The sequence below is a fragment of the Rhodococcus sp. WY5 genome (genome assembly GCF_018588185.1).
GTDB lineage: Bacteria > Actinomycetota > Actinomycetes > Mycobacteriales > Mycobacteriaceae > Rhodococcus_F > Rhodococcus_F qingshengii.
In genome coordinates this window covers 2,143,310-2,163,359 of record NZ_JAAMPR010000001.1, presented here as the reverse complement: position 1 = coordinate 2,163,359, position 20,050 = coordinate 2,143,310, and the positions used below count along the sequence as shown (strand labels likewise).

At 63.1% G+C, this 20,050-nt stretch carries 13 protein-coding genes; 10 read left to right on the top strand and 3 right to left on the bottom strand.

What is annotated here, in order from left to right:
* Positions 1-57: 57 nt before the first annotated feature.
* From G4D79_RS10025 to G4D79_RS10015, 3 genes are all read right to left on the bottom strand, one after another.
* The gene (locus G4D79_RS10025) at positions 58-1,452 is read right to left on the bottom strand and encodes a serine hydrolase (RefSeq protein WP_003940270.1); all 1,395 of its coding nucleotides are present in this window, start codon (positions 1,450-1,452) and stop codon (positions 58-60) included.
* A gap of 217 nt (positions 1,453-1,669) precedes the next feature.
* Positions 1,670-2,425: a histidine utilization repressor gene (hutC, locus tag G4D79_RS10020; RefSeq protein WP_180279588.1), complete on the bottom strand. Its 756-nt coding sequence runs from the start codon at positions 2,423-2,425 to the stop codon at positions 1,670-1,672.
* A gap of 109 nt (positions 2,426-2,534) precedes the next feature.
* Positions 2,535-7,181, bottom strand: coding sequence for an NAD-glutamate dehydrogenase domain-containing protein (locus G4D79_RS10015; RefSeq protein ID WP_235867791.1), 4,647 nt, complete (start codon positions 7,179-7,181; stop codon positions 2,535-2,537).
* Between the two features lie 234 nt (positions 7,182-7,415).
* Between G4D79_RS10015 and G4D79_RS10010 the strand changes: the two genes are divergently transcribed.
* The 10 genes from G4D79_RS10010 (at position 7,416) to hutI (ending at position 20,035) form a co-directional block, all read left to right on the top strand.
* Entirely contained in the window at positions 7,416-8,585 is a 1,170-nt protein-coding gene (locus G4D79_RS10010) for an acyl-CoA dehydrogenase family protein (RefSeq protein ID WP_099697514.1), read from the top strand.
* Positions 8,586-8,596: 11 nt separating this feature from the next.
* Positions 8,597-9,739: a CaiB/BaiF CoA-transferase family protein gene (locus G4D79_RS10005; protein ID WP_054187466.1), complete on the top strand. Its 1,143-nt coding sequence runs from the start codon at positions 8,597-8,599 to the stop codon at positions 9,737-9,739.
* Positions 9,740-9,776: 37 nt separating this feature from the next.
* Positions 9,777-10,439: an IclR family transcriptional regulator gene (locus G4D79_RS10000; protein ID WP_003939923.1), complete on the top strand. Its 663-nt coding sequence runs from the start codon at positions 9,777-9,779 to the stop codon at positions 10,437-10,439.
* 91 nt (positions 10,440-10,530) lie between these two features.
* Complete coding sequence (locus tag G4D79_RS09995; protein ID WP_007732728.1) at positions 10,531-11,322, top strand: IclR family transcriptional regulator; 792 nt, start codon at positions 10,531-10,533, stop codon at positions 11,320-11,322.
* Positions 11,323-11,431: 109 nt separating this feature from the next.
* Positions 11,432-13,000, top strand: coding sequence for a histidine ammonia-lyase (hutH, locus tag G4D79_RS09990; RefSeq protein ID WP_099697513.1), 1,569 nt, complete (start codon positions 11,432-11,434; stop codon positions 12,998-13,000).
* On the top strand, positions 12,997-14,070 hold the full coding sequence (locus G4D79_RS09985) for a histidinol-phosphate transaminase (protein ID WP_054187469.1): 1,074 nt from the start codon (positions 12,997-12,999) through the stop codon (positions 14,068-14,070). The genes hutH and G4D79_RS09985 overlap by 4 nt, the downstream gene beginning before the upstream one ends.
* 16 nt (positions 14,071-14,086) lie before the next feature.
* Complete coding sequence (locus tag G4D79_RS09980) at positions 14,087-15,451, top strand: FAD-binding oxidoreductase (RefSeq protein ID WP_054187470.1); 1,365 nt, start codon at positions 14,087-14,089, stop codon at positions 15,449-15,451.
* 203 nt (positions 15,452-15,654) lie between these two features.
* The gene (locus G4D79_RS09975) at positions 15,655-17,091 is read left to right on the top strand and encodes a cytosine permease (RefSeq protein WP_003940251.1); all 1,437 of its coding nucleotides are present in this window, start codon (positions 15,655-15,657) and stop codon (positions 17,089-17,091) included.
* 42 nt (positions 17,092-17,133) lie between these two features.
* Positions 17,134-18,807 (top strand): urocanate hydratase, encoded by a 1,674-nt coding sequence (gene hutU / locus G4D79_RS09970; protein ID WP_099697512.1) that lies wholly within the window; start codon positions 17,134-17,136, stop codon positions 18,805-18,807.
* Positions 18,808-18,844: 37 nt separating this feature from the next.
* Positions 18,845-20,035, top strand: a complete 1,191-nt coding sequence (gene hutI, locus G4D79_RS09965) for an imidazolonepropionase (protein ID WP_029256288.1) — start codon at positions 18,845-18,847, stop codon at positions 20,033-20,035.
* Positions 20,036-20,050: the final 15 nt, after the last annotated feature.

The following is a 20,050-nucleotide window of genomic DNA, read 5'->3' as shown; positions in this document are numbered from 1 at the left end:
TCATCGCCTTCGACCTGCCCGAGATTTCATTCAGCGGAGAGAATCATCTCGCCGCGACTAGTCGGAAATCTTCTTGAAAAGCCTTGTCATGTAGAGATATTGCTCGCCATCGATCGTGAGATGAGCCATCTCACCCGAAGCGCTCTCGTTACTGATCAAGAACCTGGAGGCGGACAGAGGTACGACCTTGGTGGGCGGAGCCGGCGGCTCGCCGTCGATCTCGACCTTGGCGAAGTTCTGCACCTGGAATCCGCCGTCCTCGCCGCGCGTGAGTTCGATTCGCACGGTTGTCGATTCATAGGTTCCGAGAATGTGCGACAGGTCGATGTCTTCCGCATTCGGCTCGGACTTCGGTTCCGGCAGAACGAGATCGAGCTCCTGGGCGATCTCCTTCTCGATGTCGTGGGCCAGGGCGCCGCCGCCACGCGAGTTGGTCACCACGGCCATGGCGAGACCGAGCTCGGGGAAGGTGTGAAAACGAGTGATCTGGCCGATCGTCGCACCACCGTGCTGCGCGGACGTCACGCCGCCCCAGTCGGACAGGATCCAGCCGAGGCCCCAGGCCTGATCGACGCTCGAGACCGCGGTCAGGTCGAATTGCGGAGTGCGCATCAGGCGCGCGGATTCTTCGGACAGAATGCGTTCACCCGTCAATGCGAGTCCGTCACGCATGTGTGCAGCACCGAAGGTCAGGAGCGAGCTGACCGATCCGGTGATGATCCCGGCCGGACCGATACCGCGCGGAAGCAGCCACTGCTTGGTCGGAATCACCTTGTCCGGCGACGTCCGATCCGGGTTGGCCACGTGGCCGACGGCCGTGCGGAACAGCGGCGCGTCCTTGGCCTTGGTGATGATGTGCGTCAATCCGAGTGGCTTCCAGAGATATTCGACCAACGCCTCGTCCCACGTCATCTCACGAAGGACCTCGACGATGCGGCCGGCAACGGCAAAACCCGCGTTGCTGTAACTCAGATGCCCGCCGGGCTCGGTGACGCTGATCGCGGTCGCGAGTTCGTCGACGTACTTCTCGACGCAGTCGTCACCGTCACCGGTGTCGTTGAACAGGTCTCCGTCGATACCGCTTGTGTGCGTGAGCAACTGGCGGATCGTGATTTCCTTCGTGTTGGAAGGATCCGCGATCGTGAACTCCGGAAGCACCTCCACCACCAGGGTGTCCAGCGTCAGCTTGCCCTCGTCGACGAGCTGCATGATCAGCGTCGTCGTCCAGATCTTGCTCGCGGATCCGTACTGGAACAGGGTGTCTGCGTCGACGTCAACGCGCGTGTTCAGGCTCGTCACTCCGGTGGTGATGACACGGATGTCCGCTGCGCCGTCTTCGCCCAGCGCGATCACACCGACCTGCGCGCCCGGTACCGAATGCTTGGCTGCCAGTTCGTCGAGGCGTTCCTGCCACTTCGGGGCGACAAGTAGGTCCTTGGGCAAGTCGGTCACAGGTCGAACTCCTTCGATCATGGAAGCGAGCGGCGTAGACGGCGTTGCTGGGATCCGCTCAGGTCTCACTCGTCGGGAAGTGAGGTTGCGGAAGCAATAACCGTCCACCCATGATCTCAGTGTGCTCGCAGTCACGTCCTGGTCGATTGCACCGAAGTCGACCCCGAAAATGGTGCAATCCGACGAGCGAGTGTTCAGGATTCGCCATTCGAAACGATCAGCGCTCGAAGGTTCCTTCCAAGCGATTGCGTGAACCCGGATGGATCAAGCGCGCCGCGCTGACCAATCCGTTAGCCGACCACGTGCGGCGGCGAATCAGCAGGCACGGTTCCCCGCGATCGATGCGTAACAGCTCGCATTCGTCCGGGCTACCCAGCACCGCTTCCACGACATGCTCGCCGCGAACCAGAGGCGCAACGTCACTCAAGTAGTTGTTGGGGGTGATCGCGGTGAAGTCCTGGCGCAGATAGTCTGGCGCCTCGTTCGGATTCACGAATCGGTCTTCCACCTGAATCGGAGTTTCGTCCTCGAAGTGCACCATCAGCGAATGGAACACCCGTTTGCCCACCGATTCACGAAGGAACGTCTGCCCGTGGTCGGTTTCTTCCTCACGAACGAAGACGACCTCGGTTCGATGACGGTGGCCGCGGCGCTGAATCTCGTCGGCGATGTTCTTGACTTCGAACAGCGGGGACGCGGTCTTCGTGGCGGCGACAAAAGTACCGACCCCCATCATCCGCACGATCAGACCGTCGCTGGTGAGTTCGCGAAGCGCTCGATTGATCGTCATTCGTGACAACCCCAGCGCACTGACCAGTTGATTCTCCGAAGGCAGCTGATCGCCTTCGGTCCACCGACCCGAGTTGATCTGCGAGACCACGAGGTTCTTGACCCGTTCGTAGGCAGGGGCGGACTCGCCGCCTACCTCGTTGAACAGCACGGCGAGTTCTGCGTCCACTTCGGCAATCGCCATCGCCACCACCCGTTCGTCGAAAACCACCGAGTCGGTTCTCCCGTTCGGCCTCCGAAGTCTATCCGCCTCGTGCACCTTTCCGATCCATCCGCGAGCGTCCGCGCCGGACCTAACCCACCATGCGCCGCAATTGGCTCGTCGCAACCGAAAGCGCAGCAAGATCGTGTTGCCCGGACGCCTCGATCTCTGCGAGCGCGAGAGTGGACCTCTCGATTCTCGACGCATTCCTTTCTTCCCACCTCGAGAGTTTTTCCGCTGTCGTGTCACCCGCTTCCGCGTCGGCCAAGACGTCGAGGGTCAGGGCCCGCACCGTCGAGTACAACTCGTCCCGCAACGACAACCTCGCCAACGCGTTCCATTTTCCGTCCTTGCTCAATGCCGACACTCGATTGAGCATCGGGACGAGCCCAACATGCTCACCGAGCCGGAAATAGAGTTCGCCGGTCTCCGAGATCGTCCGATCGGCAAGGTCCGCGATCTCCACCACGTCGAGCAGTCCGAACTGATCGAGCAATATCTCCACTCGCCTGACCAGGTTCTCCGGCGCGCCCTTGTCCGTGATGAGGACCGTTCGCGCAGCCAGGTTCCGCTGATCTGCGCCTACCAGCCAGTCATCGAGCTCTGCCGACGCCTCCGCGATGCGATCACCGAATCTGCTGATCTCGGCCCCGACGGCCAGCGGTTGCGGACGACGTGTCAGCATCCACCGTGACGCCCGGTCGAGCAGTCGCCTGGTGAGCAGGATCAACTCGTCGGACACTGCGGTCGAGATCGAGGCTTCGCTGATGTCGTGCCACAACTTCCACAGTCCGAACACCTCGGAGACCACAGTGAAGGCACGTACTGCGTCTTCCGGATCAGCGCCGACTTCTTCACCGAGCCGATACACATAGGTGATGCCGCCTCGATCGATGACGTTGTTCGTCAGCACTGTCGCGACGATCTCGCGACGAAGTGGGTGCCGGTCGAGGGCGTCACCCCCTGCAACTCGAACGCCCTCCGGAAAATAGTTCGCCAGCACCTGGCGGTAGATCTGGTTGTCGATCGAGCTTCCCGCCAACAGCGTGGATTTCAGATCGAGCTTGACGTGGGCCATCAGTGTGGCGAGTTCCGGCGACGTCAGCCCCGTTCCCGACTTCTCGGCCGCGGCGAACTGCTTCTTGGTCGGAAACCCTTCGATGACACGGTCGACGATCCCGCGCGATTCGAGGTTGGAAATCACTCTGCCGTGCACACCGATCATCGCCCCCGCATCCGCCCGCGTGGTACCCATCAGTTCGTTCTGCGAACGGTTGTCTGCGAGAACGAGTTCTGCGACCTGGTCGGTCAGCGATTCGAGTAGTGCGTCACGACGTGAGTCCGTGACGACGCCTGAGCTGATCAGGGAGTCGAGAAGGATTTTGATGTTCACCTCGTGGTCGGAACAATCGACTCCGGCCGAATTGTCGAGGGCGTCTGTGTTGATCCGTCCACCGCCGCGTGCGTATTCGATCCGTCCGGCCTGGGTGAGGCCGAGATTGCCTCCTTCACCGATCACTCGGGCACGCACTTCGTTGCCGTTCACCCGAACGGCGTCGTTGCTCTTGTCGCCGACTTCGAGGTCGGACTCACCGGAGGCCTTGACGTACGTTCCGATGCCGCCGTTCCACAACAGATCTGCCGGGGACCGCAGAATCGCCCGAACCAGTTGCGGTGGAGTCAGTTCAGTGACGTCGCCCTCGAGGCCCAGGGTTTCTCGCATCTCGTCACTGATCGGAACGCGCTTCGCCGAGCGTTCCCACACTCCGCCGCCCGCACTGATCAAGGTCGGGTCGTAGTCGGCCCACGAGGATCGTGGGAGCGCAAAGAGACGTGATCGCTCGCCGTACGAGCGCTCAGGCGACGGGTTCGGATCGACGAACACGTGCCGATGATCGAACGCCGCGATCAGGCGAATGTGCTTGCTGCACAACATACCGTTGCCGAAGACATCGCCACTCATGTCTCCGATCCCCACCGCGGTGAAGTCATCGTGCTGGGTATCGACGCCGAGCTCACGGAAGTGCCGCTTGACACTTTCCCAGGCGCCCTTCGCCGTGATACCCATGGCTTTGTGGTCGTAGCCGACCGACCCGCCGGACGCGAAGGCGTCGCCGAGCCAGAATCCGTACTCCGCGGCAACCTCGTTCGCGATGTCGGAGAACTTCGCAGTTCCCTTGTCCGCGGCGACAACAAGATACGTGTCGTCTCCGTCGTGGCGAACGACCCGCCGCGCCGCGACAACGGCCCCGCTCTGCTTGTCGACGTTGTCGGTCAGATCGAGTAGTCCGCGAATGAAGGATCGGTAGCAATCGATCCCGGCCGCCAACGCAGCTTCTCGGTCTGCGTCTGCGCCCAGCCCTGGAACCGGTGGGCGTTTGACGACAAATCCGCCCTTCGCTCCGACAGGCACGATGACTGCGTTCTTGACTGCCTGCGCCTTCACCAATCCCAGTACCTCGGTGCGAAAGTCCTCTTTCCGATCCGACCAGCGCAAGCCGCCGCGAGCCACCGTACCGAAACGAAGGTGCACACCTGCTACATCGGGTGAGTACACGAATATCTCGAACTTCGGTCGAGGGAAAGGCAATACGGACAGCTTCTCCGAATCGAACTTCAACGAGAGCGCGCCGAGCGATTCAGTGGGATACACGAAATAGTTGGTACGCAACGTGTTACGGACCAGTTCGGACAATGCGCGCAGGATCCGATCGGCGTCGAGTCCTTGCACCTGCGCCACGGCCGTTTCCACGTCCGCTGCTGCACGTGCACCTCGATCTCCGTCGACGACGCCAGGATCGAAACGGCTCTCGAACAATTCGCACAATCTGCCGGCGATCTCGGGATGATCGGCAAGTACCTCGGCGACGCGACCGGTGCTGTAAGGAAATCCCGCTTGCTGCAAGAACTCCGCGTATGCCCGCAGCACCACTACCTGTTTCCAGCCGAGTCCCGCGATCGCGACCAATTCGTTGAACGAGTCCGGCTCGGCGTCACCGTTTCGAACCGCGGCAAACGTCGCCGCGAATCGCGCGGCAAAGTTGTCGAAGCCTTCGACCGGAGCACTCGGATAGTCGAGCGTGAACTCGTAGATCCTGGACTGTTCGGTTCCCACCGGTGCGATCTCGTACGGACGCTCGTCGACCACTTCGACGCCCAGGCTCTGCAATACGGGCAGCACCTCGCCCAGCGAGAGCGGATCACCCGAGACGTACAGCCCGAGACGGTGAGTACCCGGTCCGTCGACAGATCGGGCCAACCGTGGACTTACTTCTCCGGGCGCGAGGCCCTCGAACACCGCCATGTCCTCGGCGGCTCGGACAGCGTCGAAATCCTGCTTGTATGCCACCGGAACGCGCTCGGCGAACCGAGCACGCCTGCGCCGCTCGTCGTAGTGCGAAGCATCCAGAACGAATCGTTCGTCCCACGTCAGGCACGCGTCGACGACGAGGTCCCGAATCTCCCGTGCTTGTCGCGCCGACGCGAAGTTCGCGCCGCCGCCGACTGTGGCCGTGAAATGTACGACGGCCAAGGGGGATTCCGAGACTCGACTGGAGAACTCGATATTGTGGGCACCGAGTGCGTCGGCGAGTACCGACTCGGCCGTTGTTCTGATCGTCGTACTGAATTTCTCGCGCGGAACGAAGAGCAAAGCCGACAACTCTTGATCTCGCCCTGTCACCGGGGAACTTCCCACCGGTTGCAAGAACAGATGGATCGATGTGCGGCCGTCCACGGAAGTGAGTTCGTCCAGCGCGTCCGCGATTCGGGCCGGCTCGGCCGCCAGGAGCACTGTGACCGGAATCGACTGAATCACTGCCAGCATCGATTGTCCGACAAACGAATCGACGGTGGATCCTGAGGCCTCGAAGATGTCTGCGACGCGTCCTCGCACGAGCGGGGTTCGCCTGACGTCGGCGACGATACCGGTCGCGGTGAAGAACCCGACGAATCGGTACGCACGGTCGCCGACGGACACGTCGATCTCGGTGGCGTATTCGGATCCACCGAACCCTTGCCGGAGGTACACCACTGCAATCGCGAGGGGCGCCGCTTTCGAATCCGAAGAGCCGGTTGGATCGGGGAGCACGCCGATGGCGTACGGCTCGTCACTGTCGACAGTTCGCGCACCACCGATGACACTGAAGTTTCCGGCGCTGCACCACCGGAGAAAGTCAGCTTCTTCGGCGTAGCCGTTCGAGTCCAGTTGCTCGCGCGCCTCGTCGACGAGGTCCCGCAGGGGCACGGAATCGCGGAAGGCACGCGCGATACGGTCGAGGATTCCGGCGACGTCGTCCGCGATCACCTGCGCCTGCGCGTCCGAACAGTGTGCGGGTAGTCCTATGTGGATCCATGATTCGGTGCGCTCCCCGGCCCGGGCGTCTTCGGTGCTGTGCGCCGGTTGTACGGCTGTGCGAAGCACGGGGTGCACCACGAATTCAGGTTCCACGCGGGCACGGGCAAGTGTCGCCAAGACCGCTTCGACGAGCTGCGGCATGTCGTCGCCGACGTATTGAATCGCGGGGCCATCCCCTAACTCCCCGGCCGGCGCGAGTCGCGAGATCGACGAGTTGTGTCCTCGTCGACGCGAAAGGTCCATGTGCGCGGCGACAATCGCCAGCTTGCGGTCTTCGGCGAGCGCAGCGTATCGATCCGCCGACAAGCCCTCGAAATACGTACTGGACACCCTCCTCACATTCTCGGAGTCCGGTGTCGTGTCGACTGAAACGAGGCTCATGTCAGCACCTTCCGTCGAAAGCCACGCTGCTTCCGACTTGTAGTGGGTTCGATCCGCAATCAACTTGTCTATACAGGCTTAGACAAGTTGATCATTGCAGAACGTGAGCCGCGACACAACAACTTCACCCCTGGACAAATTCGCCAGCCTCGGCCATAGTCAGTCCATGCCAACTAGTGGCAATTAGATTTCATTAGATGAAATTCGTAACTATTCCGCCTCGAAGGAGCCCCCGTGACTACCCAGACCGCGCCCGACACCGACAGCGTCGATCTCGCAGAGTTCCGCAGCACTGTCCGAGCCTTCGCCAACGCCGAGATCCACCCAGGAGCAGCCGCACGCGACGAGTCCAAGGAGTTCCCGGCGCAGCTGGTCAAGCGCCTCGGGCAGCAGGACCTCATGGGCATTTCCGTGCCCGAGGAATTCGGCGGGCTGGGTCTGTCGACACGAACCCAACTGGTCGCCATCGAAGAAGTTGCACGCACCGACGCCGCGCTGGCATCGATCTACACCGCCCACTACCTGGGCCTCGAGCCGATTCTCGTCGGCGGCTCCGAAGAGCAGAAGCATCGCTGGTTGCCCCAGCTCGCGTCGGGCGAACTACTGGCCGGCTTTGCACTCACAGAACCCGATGCCGGCTCCGACATCGCCTCGATGCGTACCGTCGCCCGACGCGAGGACGACGGCTGGCATCTCTCCGGATCGAAGACGTACATCTCCAACGCCAAGGAAGCCGACCTGGTCGTGCTCTTCGCCAAGACGGACCCGAGCGCAGGATTCCGAGGCATCACCGCCTTCGTCGTCCCCAAGGGAACTCCGGGAATCAGCTACTCGGAGCCCCAGGACAAGATGGGAATTCGTTCGGCCCCGACGTACACCGTCTACCTCGACGACATCGTTCTGCCGCTCGACTCCGTGATCGGCACCGAAGGTCGCGGCGGCAACATTGCCTTGACCGCCCTGAACCGAGCACGCATCGACGTAGCGGCAATGGCAAACGGCATCGCTCTGCGCGCTTGGGAACTGGGACGCGAGTACGCAACGGAGCGAAAGCAGTTCGGCACGCCGATCTTCGACTTCCAGGCAATCCAGCTACTCCTCGGTGGCTGCGACGCGCAACTTGTCGCATCACGCGTCACCGCAGACTGGGCCGCCGACGTCAAGGACGCCGGTCAGGACATCCGCCGCGCCGCATCGATTTCGAAGTACGTCGCCACCGAAGCCTGCTTCTCGATCGTCGATCAAACCGTACAGATCCACGGTGGCGCAGGTTTCATGCGCGAATCGGAAATCGAACGCCTGTACCGCGATTGCCGCATTCTCCGCATCTTCGAGGGCACCTCGCAGATCCAGTTGCTCACCATTGCCGGCAATGCTCCGTCGCCGCGTTCCACCGAGTTCTGAAAGGCGCGGACATGACTGCACTTCCCCCACTCGACGGCATCCGGGTCATCGACCTCTCGCGCGTCCTTGCCGGACCCTACTGCACCGCACTGCTTTCCGACGCCGGTGCGGACGTCGTCAAGATCGAATCCGAACACGGTGAAGACTCTCGGCACCTCGGCCCGTTCCGCGACGGCGAGAGCATCTACTTCAACGTGCTGAATCGTGGCAAGCGTTCGGTGGCACTCAACCTCAAGAACGACGAGGACCGTGAGGCGCTGCTGACGCTCATCGAGACCGCCGACGTCGTCGTCGAAAACTTTCGCCCCGGCGTCACCAAGCGCCTGGGAATCGACTACGAGGCTGCGCGGGCTCGCAATCCGCGCATCGTGTACGCGTCCATCTCCGGTTTCGGACAGGACGGGCCCATGTCCGGAGCCGCCGCCTACGACCTTGTAGTCCAGGCTCTTTCGGGAATCATGAGCATCACCGGTTCGGAGGAATCCGGGCCGACACGGTTGGGTGAGTCGTTCGGAGACCTGGTCGCCGGGCTGTTCGCCGCCTGGGGAATCAGTACCGCCCTGCTGAGTGCACGGGCGAGCGGACTCGGGCAGCACCTTGACGTCGCGATGTTCGACAGCATGCTCGCCATGCTGCCGACAGCACACAGCCAACTGCAATCCACCGGGCTCACTCCCCCACGCGTCGGCAACCGTCATCCGGTGTCAACACCGTTCGACACCTACAAGGCCGACGACGGACTCTTCGTCCTCGCAGTTGCGAGCCAGTCGGGTTTCGAGAAGCTGGCGCAGACGATGAATCGCGTCGACCTGATCGCAGATCCCCGATTTGCCGACGACACCGCCCGGACCGAGAACGAACCGGCACTGCGCAAGGAGATCGAAAACTGGGCTGCCGGAAAGACCGTCACCGACGTGGTCGGTATTCTCGGCGACGCGGGCCTCGCCGGCTCGGAAATCTGGGACGTCCAGCAGGCACTCACCTCCGCGCAGGCCGAGTATCGCGGAGTCGTCGAATCGTTCGAGCACCCGGTAGCAGGAAAAATCTCCTACGTACGACAACCCGTCGTGTTCGGTGATAGCCGACGCCCCGATGTCCGCCGCAGTCCCCTGCTGGACGAGCACCACGGTGAGGTACTGCCGGGCTCGCGATAGATTCAGCGCAGACATCCCTCGGCACTTGGAGTAGGACATGGCCCCCGGCGACGTGACCCGCAGCGCGAATCGCACGTTCGAACTTCTCGGTGCGATCGTCGAGCACGGCGGGTTGACGCTCGGCGACGCCGCCAAGGCAACCGATCTGGCAACCAGTACCGCGCTTCGCCTGATCAGAAGCCTCGAACAAACCGAGTTCGTCGTCCGCGGCGAGGACAACGTCTATCGCGTCGGCCCGCGGCTACTACAGATCGGGGCTCGCGCTCTCGGTGACAATCAACTGTTGCCGAGAGCGCGGCCCGCGATGAAGGCCATCGCCGAAACCACGAGAGAGTCGACCTACCTGTCGACGAAGGGACCGAAAGACACTGCGCTGTATCTCGATCAGATCGAGGGCACGCACGCGATCCGCCACATGGGGTGGGTGGGCCAGAGCGTTCCCCTGGACGGCACCGCCGTCGGCGCAGCGTTGAGCGGCAAGGTAGGCGAGAGCGGGTACGCCATTGCGCACGACACCATCGAGGATCACTCGACCGGAGTTGCCGCGCCGATCTACAACGCGGTCGGTCAGATAGCCGGAGCGCTCAGCGTCGTCGGCCCGACATTCCGTCTGACGGACGAGGTCTGCGCCAGCCACGGTCGTGTCTTGGTGGAGCACTGCGCCCGGTTGTCCGCGGAACTCGGCAGCCAGACACCCTGACCACCCCGAGCACTTGGCGATTCAGTCTCGTATCCGAGACAATGTGGTTCCCCGCTCCCACCTCAGCCCTACCCGTAAGGACACACCCCACATGACGACGAGCCGCGTGAAATCTGCTGAGCGCGTGCTCGACGTGCTCGATCTCCTGGCCCGCCGGGGTGTGCCGCTGGCGACGGCAGAAATCTCCAGCGCCCTCGAGCTGCCGAAGAGTACGACGCATCACCTCCTCAATGTCATGCGGGATCGACGGTTCGTCTCGTACTGGGCTGATCAACGCGCCTGGACCCTGGGTGTCTCGGCGTTCGAAGTCGGTGCGTCGTACATGCGGTCCGGCCCACTTCACCGTGAGGGCCAACGATTCATGCTGGCACTCACTCAGTCGACCGACGAGACCTCCCATCTGGCGGTACTTCAGGGTTCTGACGTCATCTACCTCGACAAACGTGAACCTCTGAAGCCCGGCGTTCGGTTGGTGACCGAGATCGGGACCCGCCTTCCGGCGCATCTCACCGCAGTCGGGCGGGCGATTCTGAGCCGTCTGGATGCGGAACAGATCAGCGCGCTCTACGAGGGGTACACCTGGCCGACGCGGACCGGAACGGGTCCGTCGACGCTCGCCGAACTGCGAGAACTGCTCGCCGCAGCACGTGAGAGCGGATATGCGGTCGAAGAGAATGCGACGACATCCGGGATCAATTGCATCGCCAGCCCCGTGATCACACGGGACGGTCGTCCGGTCGCAGCTCTCGGCGTCACCTTCCTCTCCGGCTCCAAATCGGCCGAGGAGAGTGCCCTGATCGCCGACCGAGTGCGCGCCGTCAGCGCCGAGTTCTCCGCCGATCTCGGAGATCGAATGGTGGAGACCCCGACCGCAGACATGTAGCCAACTTCTCCGTTCCGTACTTTGCGGGCCTTGTTTTCGTCTCATATTCAAGACTAGAGTCTCGTATACAAGACTTTGTTAGATAGCCACGCATCATCATTGGAGTCCCATGAACGCCACCCCTGCCACCCAGACAGCCACCCGAACCATCGAGGTCGGAATCGGCGCTGTCACCATCGCCGACGTCGTCGACGTCGCGCGCAACGGATACGGCGTTGCATTGACCGCGGAATCACTGGCCGCGATCGCCGAAAGTCGTGCACGCATCGAAGCCCTGGCCGCAGACCCCACACCGATCTACGGAGTTTCCACCGGATTCGGCGCACTTGCCACCCGGCACATTCCGGCGCATCTGCGGACACAGTTGCAGCGCAGCCTGATCCGCTCACATGCGGCAGGTTCGGGACCGGAAGTCGAACGCGAAGTGATCCGGGCCTTGATGCTTCTGCGTCTGTCGACGCTCGCCACCGGGCGGACCGGAGTGCGCCCTGTAGTCGCACAGGCGTACGCCGACCTACTCACCGCAGGCATCACCCCGGTGGTGCACGAATACGGCAGCCTCGGATGCTCGGGAGATCTGGCACCACTGGCGCATGTGGCGATGGCAATCATCGGTGAAGGTTTCGTCCGCACCGCCGACGGTGAACTCACCGATGCGGCAACGGCATTGGCTGCCCATGGTCTCGAACCGGTGGTTCTGGCCGAGAAGGAAGGCCTCGCACTGATCAACGGTACCGACGGGATGCTCGGTCAACTGGCCCTTGCGATCACCGATCTCGATCATCTGCTCAAGTTGGCCGACATCGCTGCCGCTATGAGCGTCGAGGGCTTGCTCGGCACCGATCAAGTGTTCGCCGCCGATCTTCAGGCGCTTCGCCCCCACCCCGGACAGGGCGCGGCCGCCTCGAACATGGTGCGCTTGCTTGCCGACTCCCCGATCGTCGCCAGCCATGCGGGCCCTGACTGCACCAGAGTTCAGGACGCGTACTCACTGCGGTGCGCACCGCAGGTTGCCGGCGGCGCACGCGACACCGTCGATCACGCCCGACTGGTTGCCGGGCGCGAATTGGCCAGTGCTGTCGACAATCCCGTCGTCACTCTCGACGGAAGGGTTCGGTCGAACGGTAACTTCCACGGAGCTCCCGTGGCCTACGTCTTGGACTTTCTCGCCATCGTGACCGCGGATGTCGCGGGGATCAGCGAACGCCGAACCGACCGCTTCCTCGACGTAGCACGCAATCACGGTCTGACCCCCTTCCTCGCCGACGACCCCGGTGTCGACAGCGGACTGATGATCGCGCAGTACACACAAGCTGCCATCGTGTCCGAACTCAAGCGACTCGCGAGCCCGGCCAGTGTCGATTCGATTCCCTCCTCGGCCATGCAGGAAGATCACGTCTCCATGGGATGGTCGGGTGCACGCAAGCTCCGCCGGTCCATCGACGGTCTCACCCGAGTTCTCGCGATCGAGATACTGACTGCAGCACGAGGAATCGATTTGCGCTCCCCACTCGAGCCCTCCCCCGCCACCGGAGCCGTCCTTCGGACCCTGCGCGAGAAGGTGCAGGGGCCGGGTACCGATCGCTTCCTGTCCCCCGAGATCGAGGCCGCGGTGGACTTGGCGGCATCGGGTGCACTTGTTGCGGCCGCGGAGAACGCGATCGGCGCCCTGGCATGAGCGCGCCCGGTGCGCTGAGGCCTCGCCCCCGACCCGAAATCGAAGCACTCCCTCGATACTCCAAAGCCGCCGGCCTCGAGCAGGTTCGGTGGCGGGCGTCGAGCAACGAGTCGACGGTTGCACCCTCGGCGGCCATTCTCGAGGCCGTCAATCTCGCGGCCTCACACTCGCACTTGTATCCGTCGCTGTTCGGCGACACGCTGATCGCTCGGTTGAGCGGCCGCCTGGGCGTCGGCGACGACCAGGTATTGGTCGGCGCCGGTTCGTTGGCACTGCTCCAGCAGGTATTGACTGCGTACACGGGTCCGGGCACCGAGGTCGTCTACCCGTGGCGCAGCTACGAGGCGTACCCGATACTGATCGGAATCGCCGGGGCGAGCGGTGTCCCCGTCGCACTCGATTCCGAACATCGGCACGATCTGAGTGCAATGGCGGCGGCGGTGACCCCGCAAACCCGCGCGGTACTCGTCTGCAACCCCAACAATCCGACCGGTAGCGAGTTCTCGACCGCCGAGTTCGTCGCGTTCGCCCGTGCAATCCCGAGCGACGTCCTCATCCTCCTGGACGAGGCCTACCGGGAGTTCGCGACCAGCGACGTCGACGGCGTCGACCTGCTTCGAGCCTTTCCCAACATCGTCGTCTTCCGAACCTTCTCCAAGGCTTACGGATTGGCCGGACTTCGTGCCGGCTATGCCGTCACCAACTCGGCGATCGCAGCGGATCTTCGCAGCGCTGCACCGCCCTTCGGGCTCAGCGCCGTTGCCGAGGCCGCGGCCTGCGCGGCCCTGACCGATCCGGCACACACCGATTCGATAGTCGAAACGGTGACCGAGGGTCGTTCTCACCTACGTGAGCAATTGGCTCTGCGCGGCGTCGAGACGGTCCCGAGCGGTGCCAACTTCGTGTGGATCCCTCTCGGCAAGAGAGCTTCTGCACTCGAAGCGGCCTGCGTCGCGCAGGGTGTCTCGGTCCGGATGTTCCCCGGCGAGGGAGTGCGGGTGACCGTAGGTGAGCGGGCAGCAGAAGACGCCGTGATCTCCGCTGTGGATGCACTCGCATACAACCTTTGACCGACTGGAGAAAAGAATGTCCGTCCACGAACTTGCTCGGTCGATCGGTTCGAGTCGCCTGATCACCGACCCTGCGGTAATGGACTCGTACCGCCGTGACGAGGCCCATCTCGCCGAACCCGGCCATCCGGCAGCCGTCATGCTCGCCGAAACTGCGGCCGACATTTCCGAGGCGCTGAAATGGGCTACTGCTCACCGTGTCCCGGTGGTAACCCGCGGTGCGGGAACCGGTTTGGCGGGCGGCGGGGCAGCCGTCGAGGGCTGCCTGGTCATCTCGACCACTCGCATGCGCTCGATTCTCGAGGTCAATCCGGACGATCAACTCGCTGTCGTGGAAGCCGGGGTGATCAACGCCGACATCAGTCGAGCAGCAGACGAGTACGGGCTGATGTACGCCCCTGATCCGAGCAGTTTCGAGATCTCCACGATCGGCGGAAACATCGCCACCAACGCCGGTGGACTGCGTTGCGTGAAGTACGGCGTCACCCGCGATTCAGTCCTGGGTCTCGAGGTTGTGCTCGCCGACGGTCGGATCGTGCGGACAGGCCGAAGGACCGTCAAAGGTGTTGCGGGATACGACTTGACCAGTCTTCTCGTCGGTTCGGAGGGAACACTCGGAGTCGTCACGAGTGCCACGCTGAAGTTGCAGCCCAAGCCCAAGAGAGCACCGGTCACCGTCGTCGGCAGTTTCGATTCTCTCCGCTCCGCAGCGGACGCAGTTACCGCGGTCGTTCGCGACGGGATCGGACCGAGCCTGCTGGAGCTGATCGATCGAGCAACGCTGCGCGCAGTCGACGACTGGAAACGAATCGGGTTGGAAGACAACACCGCCGCGATGCTGATCGCACAGGCCGACGGGGTCGATGCCGACGCAGCAGCCGCGGCGATGCAGAAACACTTCGAGAGGGCGGGCGCAGATTTTGTCGCCGTCTCGCAGGACGCGGCAGAAGCCGCACAGCTACTCGAGATTCGCCGACTCGCCTATCCGGCTTCCGAACGACTCGGGCAATGTCTCGTGGAAGACGTCGGGGTCCCGCGGTCGAAACTGCCCGACATGCTCGAGAGTATCGACCGAGCCGCCGCCGAGCACATGGTCAAGATCATGACCGTCGCGCATGCTGGTGACGGCAACGTCCATCCGACCTTCGTCTTCGACCGCACTGCCGACGGCTCGGTCCCCGAAGCCGTGTGGACCGCCGCGGACGAGGTCTTCCGGCGTGCTCTCGAACTCGGCGGAACTCTGACCGGAGAGCACGGCGTCGGCGTTCTGAAGCGTCGCTGGCTCTCTCTCGAGCTCGGCGAGGACAGCATGCAACTGCACCGATCGATCAAGGCTGCCTTCGACCCGCTCGGAATCCTCAACCCGGGTAAGGGTTTCTGATTTCTCGCGCGGTGTTACACAGCATTTACGCGAAAACGGGTCCTGGGTATTGACGCCTGTATATACAGGCATATACATTTATCCGCAGTGACAGTGACCCAGCGCACAAAGCACAAGGCGCAAAGCACCAAGCACGAAGAAGGTGGGCAATACCCCGACGTCGATTCCGTCGCTCGACGGGCTCGCAGCAGAAAGACAGGCCTATGACTCACGATGGACCGGCCGAGGTCATCCTCACTCCGGAACGACGCACTATCGACGTCGTCCCGGATGCAGAACGACACGGCACCCCGCGCAGCCAGTTCACTCTCTGGTTCGGCGCCAACATGCAGATCACTGCAATCGTCGACGGCGCTCTCGCCGTCGTATTCGGCGCGGACGCCATCTGGGCGATCGTCGGACTTCTGATCGGCAACATCTTCGGTGGCGCTGTCATGGCGCTTCACTCCGCACAGGGCCCGCGTATGGGTCTCCCCCAGATGATCTCGAGTCGCGCCCAGTTCGGCGTCAAGGGAGCAGTCGTACCGCTTGTTCTCGTCATCCTGATGTACCTCGGCTTCGCTGCCACCGGCACCGTGTTGGCCGGACAGGCCGTCAACAAGATCCTGCACATCGACAGCCCCACCGTCGGCATCGTCGTCTTCGGTCTCCTCACCGCATTCGTCGCGGTCACCGGCTACAAGCTGATCCACATCGTCGGCAGGATCGCCACCGTCGTGGGCATCGTCGGATTCTCCTACCTGGCCGTTCGACTGTTCCTCGAGTACGACGTCGCCTCGTACGTCGGCATCAAGGGCTTCGACATAGTCACCTTCCTGCTCGCGATCTCGCTGGGTGCCGGTTGGCAGCTCACCTTCGGCCCGTACGTCGCCGACTACTCGCGTTACCTGCCGCGCAGCACTTCCGAGAGCACCACGTTCTGGTCGACGTTCCTCGGTAGTGTCATCGGATCGCAGTGGTCCATGACCTTCGGCGCTCTCGTCGCGGCCTGCGCCGGCGACGCGTTCCTGGGTAACCAGGTCGGCTTCATGGGAGATCTGGCCGGACCCGCTGCCATCGCCTTCCTGATCTACTTCGTCATCCTGGTCGGCAAGCTGACGGTGAACGTGCTCAACGCCTACGGCGGATTCATGTCGATCCTGACCACCGTCACCGCCTTCAACGGACAGTCGCGAATCTCGAGCACCGCGCGCACCCTCTACATCCTCGGTTTCACTGCGGTCTCGGTCTTGATCGCCATCGCCGCCAGCGCCGACTTCCTGGACAACTTCAAGAACTTCGTCCTGGTGTTGCTGATGGTGTTCACGCCGTGGAGTGCGATCAATCTGATCGACTACTACCTGATCTCCAAGGAACGCATCGACATTCCGGCGCTGTACGACGTCAACGGTCGATACGGAGCATGGAACTTCACCGCATTGGCTTGCTACGCCGCCGGCGTTCTCGCCCAGATCCCGTTCCTCGCCCAGAAGATGTACACCGGCCCCGTCACGGACATGCTCGGCGGCGCCGACATCTCGTGGCTGGTCGGCATCGTGTTCACCGGGCTGATCTATTACCCACTCGCCAAGCGCACGAGCAATCCCCCTTCGTCGATGATCTACCCCGATCACACCGCGATGACCGACTCTCGCGTCTGATCCCCCAACGTCTTTCGAACTTCAGCAAGCTAGGAGAACACAATGGAAATCAGCACCCCCGGCCACGAGCCGCGCCCCGTCAGTGCTCCCCGCGGCCCCGAGCTCACGACGCTCGGTTGGCAGCAGGAGGGTGCCCTGCGCATGCTCATGAACAACCTCGACCCCGATGTTGCCGAGCACCCGGACAGCCTCGTCGTCTACGGCGGAACCGGTCGCGCAGCGCGTAGTTGGGCTGCCTTCGACGCCATGGTCGCCACGCTGAAGACGCTGAAGAACGACGAGACCATGCTGGTGCAGTCCGGCAAGCCGGTCGGTGTCTTCCGCACCAACGAGTGGGCACCGCGAGTGCTGATCGCCAACTCCAACCTGGTCGGTGACTGGGCGAACTGGGAAGAGTTCCGCCGTCTCGAAGACCTCGGCCTGACCATGTACGGCCAGATGACCGCAGGCTCCTGGATTTACATCGGCACCCAGGGAATCCTGCAGGGTACGTACGAGACCTTCGGCGCCATCGCGAAGAAGCGCTACAACGGCTCACTCGCCGGAACGATCACCCTCACTGCGGGTCTCGGCGGCATGGGCGGCGCTCAGCCTCTCGCCGTCACTATGAACGACGGCGTCGCGATCTGCGTCGACTGCGACATCACCCGCATCGACCGTCGTATCGCCCACAAGTACCTCGACACCAAGGCAGACAGCATCGAGCACGCGCTCGAACTGGCGACCGCGGCACGCGATGCCAAGAAGCCGCTCTCCATCGGCCTCGAAGGCAATGCGGCAGAGATCTTCCCGGCGCTGCTGGAGATGAAGGCCCCCATCGACATCGTGACCGACCAGACCTCGGCGCACGATCCCCTCGCCTACCTGCCGATCGGCATCGACTTCGGCGACATGAAGACCATGTCGGAGAAGGATCCGCAGAAGTTCACCGAAGATTCCCGCAACGCGATGGCCGCACACGTCAAGGCCATGGTCGGATTCATGGACGCCGGCGCCGAGGTATTCGACTACGGCAACTCCATCCGCGACGAGGCCCGCAAGGCCGGCTACGACCGTGCATTCGACTTCCCCGGATTCGTTCCCGCCTACATCCGTCCGCTCTTCGAAGAAGGCCTCGGCCCCTTCCGCTGGGCGGCGCTCTCGGGTGATCCCAAGGACATCGAGGCCACCGACAAGGCCATCCTCGAACTCTTCCCCGAGAACGAGCACCTGCGCCGCTGGATCACCATGGCCGGCGAAAAGGTTGCCTTCGAAGGCCTTCCGGCTCGCATCTGCTGGCTCGGATACGGTGAGCGCCACCTCGCCGGACTCAAGTTCAACGAGATGGTGGCCTCGGGCGAGCTCTCCGCACCGATCGCCATCGGCCGCGATCACCTCGACTCCGGATCGGTCGCCTCGCCGTACCGCGAAACCGAATCGATGATCGACGGGTCCGACGCGATCGCCGACTGGCCGCTGCTCAACGCCCTGGTCAACACCGCGTCCGGCGCTTCGTGGGTTTCACTCCACCAAGGCGGCGGCGTCGGTATGGGACGCTCCATCCACGCGGGACAGGTGTGCATCGCCGACGGCACCGAACTCGCAGCCAAGAAGCTCGAAGCAGTTCTCACCAACGATCCCGGGATGGGTGTCATCCGGCATGCGGATGCAGGATACGACCACGCCATCGACACGGCAGCCACCCGCGGCGTCCGCATCCCGATGACCGAGAACTGAAACAGCTTCACCACCTCACCCTGAGTTAGGAATTACATTGACCACGAATGGTTCTCGAACCACTGTTCTGACCAACATCGGAACCCTCGTCACCAATGACCCGACTCTGGGTGAGGGCAAGCTCGGCGTACGACACGACGCGGCAATCGTTTTCGACGACGGCGTTGTTGCTTGGGTCGGTGATTCCGCCGACGCCCCGGCTGCCGATATCGGTCAGGATATCGGCGGTCGGGCCCTGCTCCCCGGTTTCGTGGAGAGTCACTCGCACCTGGTGTTCGGTGGCGAGCGGGCCGAGGAATTCGCAGCTCGCATGGCGGGCGAGAAGTACGCGGCGGGCGGTATTCGCAACACCATCGAAGCGACGCGCTCGGCCACCGACGAACAATTGCAGGCCAATGTTCGACGCCTACTCGACGAATCCCTGCGCTCCGGCAGCACAACCGTCGAATGCAAGACCGGATACGGGCAGAACACCGAGAGCGAACTACGCAGCGCACTGATCGCCGGACAGTTCACCGACGAGGTCACACTGCTGGCCGCCCACGTTCCACCACCCGAATATGCCGGCCGCGCCGATGACTACGTCGCCATGGCGTGCGACGAGATGATCCCTGCCTGTGCGCCACACGCGAAGTGGATCGACGTCTTCTGCGAACGAGGGGCGTTCAACCGCGAACAGGCACATGCAGTCCTCAGCGCAGGCGTCGCCGCTGGACTGATCCCCCGCGTCCACGGCAATCAACTCGGCGAAGGGCCAGGAGTTCAGCTCGCCGTCGAGATGGGAGCCGCGTCCGTCGATCACGTCACCTACGTCACCGCCGAGGACATCGACGCCCTGGCTCAGAGTTCCACCGTCGCAACACTGTTGCCAGGTGCCGACTTCTCCACCCGCAACAAGTACCCCGACGCCCGCGCACTGCTGGACGCCGGCGTCACCGTAGCTCTCGGCGCCGACTGCAATCCCGGCACCTGCTACACCACCAGCCTCCCGTTCTGCATAGCAATTGCGGTGCGAGACATGCACATGACACCCGCCGAGGCAGTCTGGGCAGCCACTGCAGGAGGCGCCCGGGCGCTGCAGCGCACCGACGTCGGAACCCTTTCTCTCGGAACACGTGCCGACGCCATCGCGCTCGATGCACCGTCGTACCTCCACCTCGCCTACCGCCCGGGCGTCCCTCTGGTGCGCGAGGTCTGGAAAAACGGCGCACTCGCCACAAGCTACTGAAATACACTCACCGGG

Excerpts from the sequence above, each read along its gene's own strand:
- G4D79_RS10000 (WP_003939923.1), top strand. The coding sequence starts at position 9,777 with ATGGCCCCCGGCGACGTGACCCGCAGCGCGAATCGCACGTTCGAACTT.
- hutC (WP_180279588.1), bottom strand. The coding sequence starts at position 2,425 with ATGGCGATTGCCGAAGTGGACGCAGAACTCGCCGTGCTGTTCAACGAG.
- G4D79_RS09985 (WP_054187469.1), top strand. The coding sequence starts at position 12,997 with ATGAGCGCGCCCGGTGCGCTGAGGCCTCGCCCCCGACCCGAAATCGAA.
- G4D79_RS09980 (WP_054187470.1), top strand. The coding sequence starts at position 14,087 with ATGTCCGTCCACGAACTTGCTCGGTCGATCGGTTCGAGTCGCCTGATC.
- G4D79_RS10005 (WP_054187466.1), top strand. The coding sequence starts at position 8,597 with ATGACTGCACTTCCCCCACTCGACGGCATCCGGGTCATCGACCTCTCG.
- hutH (WP_099697513.1), top strand. The coding sequence starts at position 11,432 with ATGAACGCCACCCCTGCCACCCAGACAGCCACCCGAACCATCGAGGTC.
- G4D79_RS09975 (WP_003940251.1), top strand. The coding sequence starts at position 15,655 with ATGACTCACGATGGACCGGCCGAGGTCATCCTCACTCCGGAACGACGC.
- G4D79_RS09995 (WP_007732728.1), top strand. The coding sequence starts at position 10,531 with ATGACGACGAGCCGCGTGAAATCTGCTGAGCGCGTGCTCGACGTGCTC.
- G4D79_RS10015 (WP_235867791.1), bottom strand. The coding sequence starts at position 7,181 with ATGAGCCTCGTTTCAGTCGACACGACACCGGACTCCGAGAATGTGAGG.
- hutU (WP_099697512.1), top strand. The coding sequence starts at position 17,134 with ATGGAAATCAGCACCCCCGGCCACGAGCCGCGCCCCGTCAGTGCTCCC.